Source organism: Paenibacillus sp. OAS669, assembly GCF_014873645.1.
In the GTDB taxonomy this organism is placed as follows: domain Bacteria; phylum Bacillota; class Bacilli; order Paenibacillales; family NBRC-103111; genus Paenibacillus_S; species Paenibacillus_S vulneris.
Map to the genome: position 1 here is coordinate 502,523 of NZ_JADBDR010000002.1, position 14,323 is coordinate 516,845.

General features: G+C 48.5%; 12 protein-coding genes. 6 read left to right on the forward strand and 6 right to left on the reverse strand.

Going from position 1 to position 14,323, the window contains the following annotated elements; translation table 11 throughout:
* Positions 1-24 precede the first annotated feature (24 nt).
* Entirely contained in the window at positions 25-483 is a 459-nt protein-coding gene (locus tag GGC63_RS07490) for a hypothetical protein (protein WP_412973853.1), read from the reverse strand.
* 232 nt (positions 484-715) lie between these two features.
* Between GGC63_RS07490 and GGC63_RS07495 the strand changes: the two genes are divergently transcribed.
* Positions 716-1,936 carry a hypothetical protein gene (locus GGC63_RS07495; RefSeq protein WP_192701756.1) on the forward strand — a complete coding sequence of 407 codons (1,221 nt, stop codon included), beginning with the start codon at positions 716-718 and terminating at the stop codon, positions 1,934-1,936.
* On the opposite strand, the gene GGC63_RS07500 is transcribed toward GGC63_RS07495, so the two are convergent.
* The 3 genes from GGC63_RS07500 to GGC63_RS07510 form a co-directional block, all read right to left on the reverse strand.
* Complete coding sequence (locus GGC63_RS07500; RefSeq protein WP_192701757.1) at positions 1,916-3,265, reverse strand: DHHW family protein; 1,350 nt, start codon at positions 3,263-3,265, stop codon at positions 1,916-1,918. The genes GGC63_RS07495 and GGC63_RS07500 overlap by 21 nt on opposite strands.
* Positions 3,266-3,283: 18 nt before the next feature.
* A complete protein-coding gene (locus GGC63_RS07505) occupies positions 3,284-4,696 on the reverse strand; it encodes an MBOAT family O-acyltransferase (protein WP_192701758.1) in 1,413 nt (470 codons plus the stop codon).
* 96 nt (positions 4,697-4,792) lie between these two features.
* A complete protein-coding gene (locus tag GGC63_RS07510) occupies positions 4,793-4,936 on the reverse strand; it encodes a hypothetical protein (RefSeq protein ID WP_179135913.1) in 144 nt (47 codons plus the stop codon).
* 262 nt (positions 4,937-5,198) lie between these two features.
* Here GGC63_RS07510 and GGC63_RS07515 point away from each other — a divergent pair, with 262 nt between their 5' ends.
* Positions 5,199-5,708: a DUF2269 family protein gene (locus tag GGC63_RS07515; protein WP_318780999.1), complete on the forward strand. Its 510-nt coding sequence runs from the start codon at positions 5,199-5,201 to the stop codon at positions 5,706-5,708.
* A 58-nt stretch (positions 5,709-5,766) separates the two neighbouring features.
* On the opposite strand, the gene GGC63_RS07520 is transcribed toward GGC63_RS07515, so the two are convergent.
* Complete coding sequence (locus tag GGC63_RS07520; protein ID WP_192701759.1) at positions 5,767-6,693, reverse strand: response regulator; 927 nt, start codon at positions 6,691-6,693, stop codon at positions 5,767-5,769.
* A gap of 5 nt (positions 6,694-6,698) precedes the next feature.
* Complete coding sequence (locus tag GGC63_RS07525) at positions 6,699-7,991, reverse strand: sensor histidine kinase (protein WP_225948013.1); 1,293 nt, start codon at positions 7,989-7,991, stop codon at positions 6,699-6,701.
* 172 nt (positions 7,992-8,163) lie between these two features.
* On the opposite strand from GGC63_RS07525, the gene GGC63_RS07530 reads away from it, so the two are divergent.
* The 4 genes from GGC63_RS07530 (at position 8,164) to GGC63_RS07545 (ending at position 14,321) form a co-directional block, all read left to right on the forward strand.
* Entirely contained in the window at positions 8,164-9,444 is a 1,281-nt protein-coding gene (locus GGC63_RS07530; protein WP_079909382.1) for a cation:dicarboxylate symporter family transporter, read from the forward strand.
* Between the two features lie 341 nt (positions 9,445-9,785).
* On the forward strand, positions 9,786-10,169 hold the full coding sequence (locus tag GGC63_RS07535; RefSeq protein WP_079909383.1) for a YmaF family protein: 384 nt from the start codon (positions 9,786-9,788) through the stop codon (positions 10,167-10,169).
* Between the two features lie 150 nt (positions 10,170-10,319).
* Positions 10,320-11,357 (forward strand): flavin-containing monooxygenase, encoded by a 1,038-nt coding sequence (locus GGC63_RS07540; RefSeq protein WP_192701760.1) that lies wholly within the window; start codon positions 10,320-10,322, stop codon positions 11,355-11,357.
* A 159-nt stretch (positions 11,358-11,516) separates the two neighbouring features.
* On the forward strand, positions 11,517-14,321 hold the full coding sequence (locus tag GGC63_RS07545) for a DUF11 domain-containing protein (protein WP_192701761.1): 2,805 nt from the start codon (positions 11,517-11,519) through the stop codon (positions 14,319-14,321).
* Positions 14,322-14,323 lie beyond the last annotated feature (2 nt).

Below are 14,323 nucleotides of genomic sequence, written 5' to 3' on the forward strand. Positions count from 1 at the left end.
TTGTCTGTCCCTAAAGGGTAAAAACTAGCAGGGATTACCCGTATAGTCTGCCGTCACAAATACCCCAACAGGGGGCAGCCCGATGCTGGCCGGTGCGCCTTGCTCCTGTTGAGTCAAGCAGGTATTGGTGGTTGCAATCCAGGTGCCTCGTTCCCCCGCTTGAATTGAGGGAGGCATCATGAGAAGAGAGCCGTTCAGGACATAATGCCGGGTGCGAATGGCTGGGTCGTCATAATTACTCAGAGTTCCAATGAAACGGGCATACGGAGAAGAGAAGCTGATCTGTCCGCTGCCGGAATTCCAGAAGCCTTCAATAGGAATCGGAGTTCCCCGAAAATTAACCGTGCCTGTGAATCTCCCGTTGGTTTCGATGGAGTATATGTTGAGTTCTCCCCAGACAACAGGTCTTCCTCCGGCAAAAGCATTGATTCCCCAACGTGAGGGTGTTGGGATAGTAACCTGCCTTGTTTGCAACGCTGTCACTCCCTTTGAATCACAAATAATATCGTGCAGTACAGCAAAGATGACTGTAAAGTCTCTGCCGCTGGCTACATTTATGATATGGGGCTCATGCCTATATGGGAACTATTGCGAGGCAAATATTTACAAAGTCTCCTTAACCATGTTTATGTGCTCACCTGATCTGCCCAAATAAGGAAACTATCGCCTTTCCGCTGCGTCTAAATGATTGTAATGGAAGGGAGGGCTAATAAGAATGAAATTTCTCCATCGCATATTTTTTCTTTTAACTTTAATCTGGTTCACTTGTTCGATTCCCTTACATTCATTTGCGGCAGGGGAAGAAGAGCTGAAGCCGAATATGCTGACCTTAACGGAGTCCACAGCTCTATACGAGGAGCCGAATCTTTCATCCCCCACGGGAGTGGAGCTTCAGCCGCAAATGGTAAAACTGGCAGGCTCTAATAGAAGCAAGCAGCCCATGTGGGAAGATACCGCTTGGTATCAAATTGAGACTTGGTTAGGATATAAGTGGATCTATGTCTCTAAGGCCATTCCGTTCCGGGCATATACCGCCAAGGAGCCGCCTGCTTTGCTCATGAAAGAGACGGAGCTGTACGATGCCCCGTTCTTGGATAGAGGCACTGGAATTAAAATTGCTCCACAATATGTAGACCGCAATGCTTTTGTACAGGGCTACTTTCGCATTTCGACTTGGTTGGGAGAGAAGTGGATTCCTATCGATGAGCAGGTCATTGTTCCACAGCCCATGGAACCCAAGCCTTTGAAGCTCGTGCCGGGCAGTCCCGTCTATGACAAGGCTGACTACAGCTCGAAGCCGGCCAGGATCATGGAAACGCCGGTCAGGGTCGTCGCATTTGAGAAATACCAGCGCTGGTATCATATCCATACCGAGAATGGGGATGCATGGTACAGTCCCTTTATCGGACCTTCAGACAAAGTGGCGCCGGCCGATAAGGAGCTGAATTTACCTGAAGGGATACCCATCAGGGAATATGCATTCGATACCTATCAGCTCCACTCGTTATGCCAGCTTTCAGCCCAAACCATCCGGGCCTATGAGAAGCGCGGTGACTGGTACCATGTTCAGGCCTGCGGCTCGGATGGATGGGTGTTGGTTCCGGATCCTGCTTTTCGGATCACGGATGAGACGCAGCGGATTTCCTTAGATATTCAATCGATACGCTGGGATGGGGAAAGGACGATTTTGCAAGGCAGACTGAAACTGAGCGAGAGCCTGAACAGCCTGGATCATCCTGTTTTCTTCGAGCTTCTTTATTTGGATGCCAATGCGAACGAACTTGGACGAATGGCAGGAAATATCGATTCGATGGATTCAGGAGATATCAATGAGCTGACGCTGAAAACGGAGGGCAATCTGTCAAGCTATTCGAATATGGTACTCCGCTATGTAGATTCCGTTAATCCAGGCTTATCAACTCATCCCGCGAACTAGCTGCATGAAGTCAGGATTGCTTAGCACATCGGAATTATTAATAAACAATAGTTCCTGAATTTGATGCTCCTCCATGAAGGATACCAAGGACTTTGTAAATTGCCGCGGGTCTATAACGTAAATTTCATTGTAATGAGGAAGAAGAAACGGAATCAAGGCGTTGCCATAGGAATCCTTAATAACAGCCAAACGTTTCCCGTTGTTTACCTCCGTTATAATCCGGCCCCATGGCCGGTCACCGCTCAAAAAGATTCTGTATTTGTTTTTTTTCTGGGCATGACTCATGTCGAGCAGATCCATCTTGAGCGGTCCTGCGTAATGAACCGTATATTCATGCTTCACATAAGGTTTATATACAACGATCGTATCCGGATGCTTCTCCAGCTTGCTGTTTCGGGTAGCTGAATATAAGGATCCCAGAAAACCGGCGACTTCCGCCGTCTCGTATTTCTCGAGAGGAATCGGGGCTTCGCCCTTTGCTTTCATAAACGCCGCATAACCGTAATAGGCACCGGTTGCTGTCCAGTGATGATCGGTTCGAAAAAAGATGGCATCTTCCGCATGATTCTGCAGCATGGATAATGCATCAACCGGGGTAATGTCCGGGTTCAGCTGCTGATAGACCTCATGAATAGCCTCCTGCTGGGAGGCGGATAATTTCCTTAGCTGTTCGCTTTGCATAAATTCTGCCCCTGTAGGTGCAATGAGAACCGACACGGGAATTTTGGAGTTGAAATGGGCATCCATAGCTGCTTTCACATGATTGATCGTTTCTGCATACAGCTTTCCGGCCGAGGAAATATAGCTGAATAAATTCACGGCACGCTGCTCCACGATCAAGACTTTTCCAATAACATGACCCGGCTTCTGCGCTTTGGATTCCATGTCGGGCTTTGCTTGCGGGGAAGGAGCCGGAGTCGGGGCAGCATCAGGTATACGGACTGTAACCTCAGGCCCTATAGAGGGGGGCTGATTCATCGTCGCTGCAGGCTCTTCATCGGCATGTACAGCCGCTTGTCCCGTATTATCTGCATTCGAAGCGACAATCACGGCATCCTGGGAAAGGGTCAAGCCTTCCCATGCTTCCACGAGCTTGCTTAGTCCGACCAGCGCATCCCGATAAGGAACATGATCGGCTACATAATTCTCTATGTCATGCAAATATTGGCCAGACCATAAGGCATGAGTCGACCATTGCGGAAGCGGCGCGAGATTGCGGTTTTCCGTCTCCGAGAACACCCTGTTTCCGCCTAAAGACCACATTAAGCCCGTACCCAGATAGATAAACAGGAGAAAGAAGCCAATTTGTAAATATTGTCCTAGCTTCATAGCTGTGCCTCCACTGAATCAAAATCGGAAATAGAAGAAAGGCGTATAGGTTTTTCCTACTAGCAGCAGCACCGAGACGGCCAGAATCACAAGCGAAGTAATCGGCACCAAAAGCTGCTTATAGACGGCATGCGCCATACGCGGCTTCATGCGATGCGACATGGCTTGATGCAGCCTGGCCGGGACCGGTGTCGATATTATGAGGCCAAGCACGAGCAGGATAATATGGTTCTGCAAATGAATGAAGAAGGCTTCATCAACCGCCGGTACATGCCCAAGACCGAACATCGTTCGTAAATATCTAGCTCCGTCCCGAAACGACTCAAAGTAAAAAAACACCCATCCAACAAGCACCACCACCGTGAAGTACAAATGAGAAATGAAGCGTGGCAAGCGGGAAAGCAGCTGCTGAAGGAAGCTTTTCTCCAAAGTGATCATGGCGCCGAAAAATAACCCCCATACCACGTAATTCCAGCTGGCGCCGTGCCACAGACCCGTCAAGAACCAGACGATGAACATGTTCATCAAGGCGCGCTTCCGGTTACCGCCCAAGGGAATATAGACATAGTCCCGGAAAAAACGCCCTACCGAGATATTCCACCGGCGCCAGAACTCAGCTGCTCCCGTCGAGATATACGGATAGTCGAAATTTTCTTTAAAGGAGAAGCCGAACATTTTGCCAAGGCCGATGGCCATATCCGAGTACCCGGAGAAGTCGAAATAGATTTGAAGGGCGAAGGCGAGGATGCCGAGCCAAGCTCCTGCCACAGTTAATTGGTCGCTCGGACTATCCAGGAAAAATGGAGTCAGCCCTGCCAGGGAATTGGCGAAAATCACCTTTTTCCCGAGCCCTGTTATGAAACGAACGACGCCTTGGCTGAACCCGTCCAGGGTAATCTTGCGTTCCTTAAGCTGAGTTTGCACATCGGCATACCGGATGATGGGACCAGCCACCAATTGCGGGAATAGCGCTATATATAAGAGCAGTGAGGAATAGGAGGTCAATGCCGGGGCTTCACGCCTATAGACGTCCACCAAATAGGAAATGACATGGAAAGTAAAAAAGGAAATTCCGATAGGAAGGGCCGGTGGTGTGTAGGCTAACGAAACGGATGTTACGGATTGGAAGGCCTCAAGAAGAAAACCTAGATATTTGTAATAAACGAGAAAGAGGACCTGGAACGCAATAGAAAGAAAGAGCAGCGTCTTGCCTGTCTTTGTCTGGCCTGCCCGCTCGATGCAGCGTCCGCTGATCCAGCCGATCAGCACATTGAACAACAAGATAAAGACCCCAGTCAGCTCCCCCCAGGCATAGAAGAAGAGAGAGAAGAAGAGGAGCACCGTATTTTTCCATTCTTTTTTCGCGATAAAATAGAGAAGCAGGACTAGTGGAAGGAACCCGTAAAGAAATACAAAGCTGGAAAATACCATGAGGACGATCACCTATCCCTGTAAGTTCATGTAAAGGTCTGAATTGTATGCCCCCCTGCCGATCCCATTCGGAGGGGGATTTTCATTCAAATGAGCTTATTCTTTCTCGGAGACGGGTCCCGGAGGCGGGGCTGGATTGATCTGTACAGGCTCTTTTGTCTTTCTGGTTTCATGCAATCGGGTAGCTCCCGCTTGATGGGTGAGCAGGTCGTCCATTTCAGGATTCGATCTTTTATCCACGTCGGATTCCTCTATTCTCTAAGTTGTTATGGCTGCAGATGGCATGACTGCCGGGCAACTTTCTTCGCTCTTCAGGGTTTATGCTGCTGCGTATTCCGGAAAGGATAAGGGAAAGATCCCTTCGGTTCATATCTTAACCATTAGGTGCAATATTATGCTGTGCGGGCAGTTCATACTTTTTTAATCATTCGTTTAGAGACCGTTAATAAGTTATGGTTAAGATGAGGAAAGAACAGTGGTAGGGGAAAGGAGGTGAACACAGGTGGGCGTGAACAAATTGAAGCCAACCCCGCGAAAGTGGCTGCTTACGATTCATATTCTATTCTCGGCCATCCTGTTCGGAGGCGCAGTCATCTTTCTCGTCTTAAGCATTATCCTGGCAAATACAAACGATGCAGGTGTGTTTACAGCATGCTATACCGTCATGCATCTACTGGCAAAGACGTCCGTCCGCGCTTCGACAATCGGGACATTGGCAAGCGGAATTTTGTTGTCCGTGCTGACACCGTGGGGGCTGTTTCGATATAACTGGCTCATTGCCAAGCAGATTCTGACCGCGGTCTGTATTCTGTTAGGACCAATCGGCATGTACTTCTGGACCCTGAAGGCTGTAACGATAATAACGGCGGAAGGAATTCAGGCTTTATCGAATCCTGAATTTGCGGTGAACCGTATTCAATTGTGGATCGGGATTGCCATTCAGCTCCTGGCTCTTCTCGCGTTATTCGCACTTTCGGTCTTCAAGCCGGGAAAGCGTCGATCAAAAAGCTAGAACAGGCAGGAAAGAGGGCTTTTGGGGACGTGAATGCCCCCATGAGCTTCGCTTAGGATCATACGTGAATGAGCCGCTTAGCCTCCATATAGAGCACCTGCACAAACTTTTTCGTGTTAATTTTCGTTTGCGAAAAGGACGGCTCGACGTCGTTTTGGAGCTCCATCATCTTCTTGCGGATTTCGGTGAAATCAAAGTATTTCGACGCGATGTTCTCGAACTTCGGGTTGGAATAATCGGTCAGTCCCAGCGATGCGATATGGTTGAGCGTTTGAAACAAGGCCCGGCGCACGCGCTGCTCCGAAGCTTTGACCTCTTTGGCTATATCCGAATCGGATGCCGTGCTTCCCAGCTTGCGTACCGCGATTCCGCGGAATATGTCCTTGAGAGCGGGAAAGGTGTGGGGAGCTTCCGCCGCGGTATCATGTTCGTACAAATATTCCAGCATATCCAGCAGATCCTTGCTTCCTGCTTCGCCAATCATACCAAGCTCAGACAGAAGAGTTCGTCCGGAGGACGTGATGGTATGGCGGGCACTCGATGATTCCGGCCGTTCAGGGGGACCTCCCAGGTTTAGAACTTGCAGAGATTTTTGAATATCCTGAATGGATTTTTGCAGACGCAGCCGTTCCTCTACCTTGCGGATCACGGCAAGCACCTCCAGCCGGTTGATCGGCTTGGCAATATAGTATTCGATGCCTAGCGAATAGGCTTCGCCAATCATGTCCTTGCTCTCGATCTGGGAGATCATAATGATTTTGCCGCTGAACAGCGGAGCGATTTCCCGAACGGTTTGAATGCCGTCGCGAAGGGGCATAAGCAGGTCGATCAGCAAGATATCGACTCTTTTCAGCTCGAGCAGCTCCGCAGTAACAAGAGAGCCGTCCTCGGCTTCTCCTACAACCTCCCCCAAAGCTTCGTCCTCTATAAGATCGGCCAGCATGGACCGAATGCCTTGATCGTCATCGACAATAAAAAAACGCATGATGTTTATCCCCTCTTGATAACTTGTTGTACAGGCAAAGTGATGGTGAACATGGTCTCACCCTCGCGGGAATCCTCTCTAAGCTCAATCTTTCCTCCCAACGACTCTGCCACCTCCTGAATATAGAACAATCCCATACCTGTTGATGGGGTACCCGATAGATCATATTTGGTCGTATAACCCGGTGTGAATATGCGTTCCCTGCGTTTGACGGGGATTCCGGGACCATTATCGATCACGTGGATTTGTATGTATTCGCCCTTAAGAAATGCCCTGATCAGAATAAAGCCTTCTTTATCCATCGCCTCAACGCTGTTTGCGACCAGATTGTTTACCAGAGTGAGGAGCGTAAACACATGGAGCTCAGGCAGCGCTTCATCCACATCAAGGCTAAACCGGATGGATTTGCCGAGCGCTTCCGCATACTTCTCATTAGTGCTGACAATAAGACGTCCGATCTCTCCGGCTCCCATATAATCCGCCGAGCTCTGCTCGTGAATAAGCTTGGATAGACCCGCATAAATGCGCTGGTTGTCTTTTTTGATCTCATGGACCTGACCGGATATCCGCAGGGCACGCTCGGCAAGAAGCCTGATAAGACCGGGTTCGGCAGCTTGTTCGGCTCGAAGCAGGCTGCGATACAGGTCGTAGCTGTCTCTGGTAATATTCTCGGCGTACTTGAGGGTTTTTTTAAGCTGGACCGATTCCTCATACAAATTCGAAATAAGCACCAGAGTATGTTCGTTTTGCCGCCGCTGCTGCTCCTCATTCAAGACCGCTTGGCGCAGCTGGATGATATTGTACAAGCCGAGCACGAAAAAGCTTCGAACGACAGCGATCAGCACGATTTTGCCATAAGCCTCCCAATGGATGAAATCCTCAATAATCGTCGGCCGGAACGCAAGCTCTGCGAAGGTTGCCCCTGTCTCCGTGATGATATCCAAAGCGCCGACCCGTAGAGGCTGATACGGCTGTTTATTCAAATTGAGAAGCTGGAATAGGCAAGCGTAGGTCGTGTAATAGAAAAAAACAGGATAATGCAGCTGAAACAGCTCATCGATGGATAATCCATTAGGGTGCAGAAAACCGTCCCAAAGAAGCCGGAACAAGACGACATTGAAGCCGACGATCAGTCCCGACAAGAATGGAGGGAGGGTTCGAATCCATAATAAGAAAAAGAAAAATACCGGCGTCCCGAGACTAATTCGAAACGTATCGTGGAATGGAAAAAACTTGATCTCTCCAGCAAGCGGTACTGCAATCATCATGAATAGCAACGCGGTAATAAGCTCTTTCAAGGATAGCACTTCCTATCATTCAATAACCAGACTAGATTATTGTACAGAAGTTTGCCCTATTTTTCGAATCTTAATATTTTTTTTACAGGGCTGCGTAGATTTTTGTCGATTCGCGTAGATGCCCTTTTACAATAAAGAAAACGTTTACTATCTTTAAAGGAGGCATAGGATCATGAAGAAAATAGGGTTGGCAGCACAAATTTTTATAGGTCTGGCCTTAGGGATCATTGTAGGTGCTTTGTTTTACGGGAATCCTACTATAGCAACCTATTTTCAGCCGGTAGGCGACATTTTCATCCGTTTGATCAAAATGATCGTCGTACCGATTATCATATCTACTTTGATCGTCGGCGTAGCCGGTGTCGGGGATATGAAGAAGCTGGGTAAAATTGGCGGCAAATCGATTCTGTATTTTGAGATTGTAACTACCATCGCTATTGTGGTCGGTTTGCTTGCAGCAAATATATTCAAGCCGGGCGCCGGGGTGGACATGACCCATCTGGCCAAATCGGATATTCACAAATATGTAGAAACCACCGATAAAGTAGGGCATAATTTCATTGATACTATCGTTAACATTGTTCCTACCAACATTATTCAATCACTTGCTGCTGGGGACATGCTGGCTATTATCTTCTTCTCGGTAATGTTCGGATTAGGTATTGCGGCTATCGGCGAGAAGGGGAAGCCCGTCATTCATTTCTTCGAAGGCGTCGCAGACGCTATGTTCTGGGTAACCAATAAAATTATGAATTTTGCACCGTTCGGCGTCTTTGCCTTAATCGGAGTAACCGTTTCCAAATTCGGCGTTGCATCTCTTATTCCGCTCGGTAAGCTGGTATTGTCCGTCTACGGGGCTATGTTCTTCTTTATCTTTGTCGTATTCGGCATTATTGCCAAGCTGTGCGGCACCAGCATCTTCACGATGATTCGTATTCTAAAAAGCGAACTGCTTCTGGCTTATTCTACCGCCAGCTCGGAGAGCGTTCTTCCTAAAATTATGGAGAAAATGGAGAAGTTCGGCTGTCCAAAGGCGATTACATCGTTCGTTATTCCGACTGGATATTCGTTCAATCTTGACGGTTCCACGTTGTATCAGGCTCTTGCTGCGATATTCATAGCGCAAATGTACGGCATCGATATGCCGATCAGCACGCAGATTACTTTGCTGTTAGTGCTTATGATTTCCTCAAAAGGGATTGCGGGTGTACCTGGTGTCAGCTTCGTTGTCCTGCTAGCGACTCTGGGATCTGTCAATATTCCTATTGAGGGACTTGCGTTCATCGCGGGGATTGACCGGATTCTTGATATGGCACGCACCGTCGTGAACGTACTGGGAAATTCCTTGGCAGCGGTGGTTATGTCCAAATGGGAAGGACAGTATGACTCGGACAAAGGCAAGCAGTATGTAACCTCGATCCGTCAGGAGCAGGTTCAACAAGAAGTGGCTTAACAGACTCCTGGTAGCAAACCTTGGAATTACATCTCGTGTTCCATCATCAATGCACTCTTGAATTCAATCGTGGAGAAGCCGGCCGGCGTCACCGATGAATGCCAGGAGTGCATTTTTTATTGGACACATACATACCTGTCTTCGAAAATCGCGCCGCGTATCTCATGCCTCCTTTCCATAAACGCTTGATGGGCCGCACCAATACCTGTTACGTTGGTTAGGGGAGATGTTACGGGAATCCCGATATGGCATGATAAAAGTACAACAACTGGGCTCCCGCCCATGCCTTTCTTCTTAGGCTTTCATACAGTATACAGACAAAAAATGAAGGGAAGAAAAGCATGGATATTCCTATAACGGGCTTTGTCGTTCATTCGAATGATGAGGGAAATGAGCATTCACATAAATTATTTATCACCTCGTGGGATAATCGTCCAGTACATGTGCATCCATTTTCTGGTGTCACCTCGTTTGACGTAGGCCATAACCATCATTATGCAGGTATGACGGAAGCCGCCCCAAGCGGTGTCCCGCATGTCCACAATTATTACGCGGAAACCTCCTTTGATGCGGGTCACACTCACATTATCAGGGGAACAACCGGACCTGCCATACCTATACCTGGCGGCGGCGGGCATTACCACGAATTCAGAGGCTACACGACCGTTAGCGGAAGCACGCCGCACTCGCATAGGTATAGCGGCAACACGGGAAGAGAGGTATGACCTCCTTGCATGAGCCTTAGATAGCCCCCCACATTTGTGGGGATATTTTTGTTTCACTGGAACAAATAGAAATAGCTTGAAAAAATAGAACACATATCTTACACTATATATGAATAAGTGATCATATAAACAAATACGGATGTGAACAGCATGAATCAAAAACAGTTTGACGTTATTGTTATTGGAGCAGGACAAGCCGGATTGGCCATGGGTTACTACTTGTCCCAAAAGCGGTTATCTTACTTACTGATTGATTCCAAGGATAGAATCGGTGAAGTATGGAGATCGCGGTATGATTCTCTTGTCTTATTTACCCCAAGGTCCCATAGCTCCTTGCCCGGTTATCGGATGGAAGGGGATCCCGATGGATTTCCAACAAAGGATGAGGTCGCGGATTATTTGGAGCGTTATGCCCATAAATTTTCAATACCCCTTCAATTACAGACAAAGGTAACTCATTTGAGAAAAAAGGGGGATGCTTTCGAATTAATCACCACGAAGGGTGCTTATCTTGCTAACAAGGTCATCATAGCGACGGGGCCGTTTCAAAAACCGTTTCTTCCTGAAGGAGCAGAGAATATAAGCAGCAGCGTGGTGCAATTACACTCCTCGGAATACAGAAATCAGAATCAACTGAAAGAAGGGGCTGTCCTAATTGTTGGAGGCGGAAATTCGGGAGCGCAGATAGCCTATGAGTGCAGTCTTTCCAGGGAGGTTACGCTATCGGTCTCGAAACCATTGAAGTTTTTGCCTGTTCGTCTATGGAATAAAAGCATATTTTGGTGGTTCGATAAGCTTGGGTTAAGCAAGGCCACAACGGATTCACTCTTGGGAAGAATACTTAGACAAAATGAACCGGTGATTGGGAAGGAATTAAGATCCCGAATCGCTGTCGGTAAAGTAACCTTGAAGCCTCGGGCAGCTTCCTTTTCTCAGGATGAAGTTTTGTTCGAAGACGACTCGAAATTATCAGTGAATAATATTATATGGGCCACCGGCTTCAGGCCTGATTATAGCTGGATAGAGATTCGGGGGGGTGTAAGCACTGGCGGATTCCCTGTACATAAACGCGGGGTAAGCGAGGTTCCCGGTTTATTCTTTCTCGGGTTACCGTGGCAGTACCGGAGAGGATCGGCTCTGATTGGAGGCGTAGCCCAGGATGCACAATATGTATCCGAGCAGTTGTGAAAAGAGGCAAGGGACCGCGTTAGCCGGCAATGGACATAAATCGGGTTTTCCCAACACATAAAGGAGATTCCTCTCATATATTTGGAAGTAGGGTCTATATAACCGAATAGGGAAGTCTATAAAGACGGGGAAAATCGGTTCATTGAGGAGGAAACCAACGTGCCGTTTATACTTCGCTACAGTGACAATGATACTGGAGCGATTACATTCACTGGGAATACGCTCGGGCTCAGCCGCTCCAACGAAACCGGCGTGCCGGGTACACGGGATTTTATCGGGGCATTCGTTACCATCGATACATCCATGCAATTCGGAAGTTATCCTCCGGGAACGACTTCGGATTTCAATCTTAACAGCGCCAGCGCTATATTGGAGCTTCCCGCCGGCAGCAGGGTCAAATATGCGGAGCTGGTATGGGCAGGAACCTATGCGGTTACCGGCGGGACTAATAATTATTTTGCATTCATAGATAAGGACGTTTCCTTAACGACTCCACAAGGCAGAACATTCAGCATCTCTCCGGACCCGGTCACCGCTCAGACCTCGCATCGCAATGCGACGGACAATTATTTCAGATCGGCGAATGTCACAGCTATCATTCAGGCAGGAGGGGCCGGAGTCTATACAGTCGGTGGTGTTGTTGGAAATATTGATCTCGGCAATAGTACGGCAAATAACTGCGGATGGACACTATGTGTCGTTTACGAGAACCCGGGCCTTCCTTTTCGTAACCTCAGTCTGAATGTAGGGATTGTCGAGATCGCCGCGGGCATTCCCGAATTGACTACGACCCTTACAGGGTTCGCAACACCTACGTCAGGAGCCATATCCGGAAGAATGGCGCTATGTGCCCAAGATGGCGATGCCAACAAGACAGGGGATCAGGTTTTATTCGGACCGACGGAGGCTGCGCTAACTGTGCTGGAAGGGCCAAATAATTTTCCTAACAATTTCTTTGCTTCACAGATCAATGACGACAGCGGCAACCTGGATACGACAGGTACCTTCGGCGATCGAAACCAGATCAACGGGCAGCCGGGAACGCAAATTGTGGGGGGCAGACAGTCTTGGGATATCACCAATGTAGATGTTTCCGCAACGTTGACCAACAATCAGACTTCAGCCGTATTTCAGTTAAGGACAGGAGGAGACGGATACAGCGTCATAGCGGTAGGAATCTATATTGATATCAATTCGCCAAGGATTACGGTGGAAAAAAGTGTAGACGCGGCAAGCGCCAGTCTGGGGGAAATCCTGACATATAAGGTTGTTGTTGAAAATTCCGGCACCGTACCGGCAGATACCACTTTGATGTTTGACAGCCTTCCTAACGATACGGAATTTGTTCCCGGAAGTGTGACTATTAATTCGACCCCCATTACGGACGCAGACCCAAGGGTCGGAATCCCGCTTGGCTCAGTCCCTCCCGGTGCGGCTGTTGTAGTGACCTACCAGGTTAGGGTCGTATCACTGCCGCCGGAAGGGGATATCGTGAATGAAGCACTGGTGATTTTCGAATATCAGAGTGTCACCGGCGGGCCGATACTTACAGGAGATATCACTTCGAATGAAGTGGTAACGCCTGTTCTGACACCAGACATTGCTTTGCAGAAAAGCGTCACGCCGACGGAAGCTCTCCCTGGGGAGACGGTTGAATACCGGCTAGAGGTCGTTAATACCGGGGAAGTAGAGTTGACCAATATTCGTCTAACAGATACCATGCTGGGACTTGACCAGATTATTCCCAGCCTGCCGATTGATACGAGTATTGTTATTACGCAATCCTTCACCATACCTCCTGGTACGCCAGCAGGCTCGGTACTGCTCAATACTTCTACGGCACAAGCGGATCAGGCCGGCCCGGTCAGTGATGAGGCTGTCGTGAATGTACTTCCGGAACCTCCCGTACCTGTACCGGCGTTCACTTTACAAAAAAGCGTTACACCAACAGAAGCGAGGCCGGGGCAAACCGTCGAGTACCGTATTGAGGTTACGAATACTGGAGAAGTGGATCTGACAAATATTCGAATTACGGATGCTATGCTTAATTTGAATGAAGTCCTTGCCAGTCTGCCTGTAGGGTCCAGTACGGTCATTACCCGAAGATTTACCATCCCTGAGGGAACACCGGGCGGCACAATCATTACGAATGTTTCTACAGCCCAAACGGATCAAACGGGGCCAGTTACCGATGATGCTCGAGTTACTGTACTTCCCGAGCCGCCGCGCCCCAATCATCAGCTTGAAATTGTCAAAACAGCAGATAGATCCGTCGTCATGGGGGGACAAACGATTGATTACCGGATTACGGTAACCAATACCGGCGATTCCGTTCTTACATCGGTTCGAGTCATTGATGATCGGTTAGGGATCCATCGCATGATTGGCACATTGCTTCCCAATCAATCTGTAACTGTGAGAGCCAAGTTCGCCGTTCCGGCCGATACAGAGGTGGGAACCGTCATAACGAATACCGCTATAGCCGTCTCTGCGGAAACCGACCCGGTAAGCGATATGGCTTCTGTTAAAGTCATCGGCCAACCGCCTCTGAGTGTGACCAAATCCGTATTACCTATCGAAAGTCATCCGGGAAGCAGACTGACATTCTCCTTTGTCGTGACTAATAGAACCGGGACACTCACGGTTGCTAACTTGGGCACCACTGTATTGAACCATGTAACTTTATTCGATAACCTGCCTAACGGTACCCAATTTACGGGTGGCAGCGTGATAGTTAATAATAAGCCCATTACCGGCGCTCATCCGGAGGAAGGAATTCACTTGGGGTCCTTGGCTCCCGGAGAAACGGTAAGGATTACCTTCCAAGCCCTGCAAGTGCTTGTTCCAAGCAATGAGTCTGTGGAGAATCAAGCGCATGTAACGTTTGAGCGGGAAGATACCGGGGAAACGGAACGGGTGGATTCCAATATTGTAATTTATACGGTAACTGAGGAAGAGGAATAAAT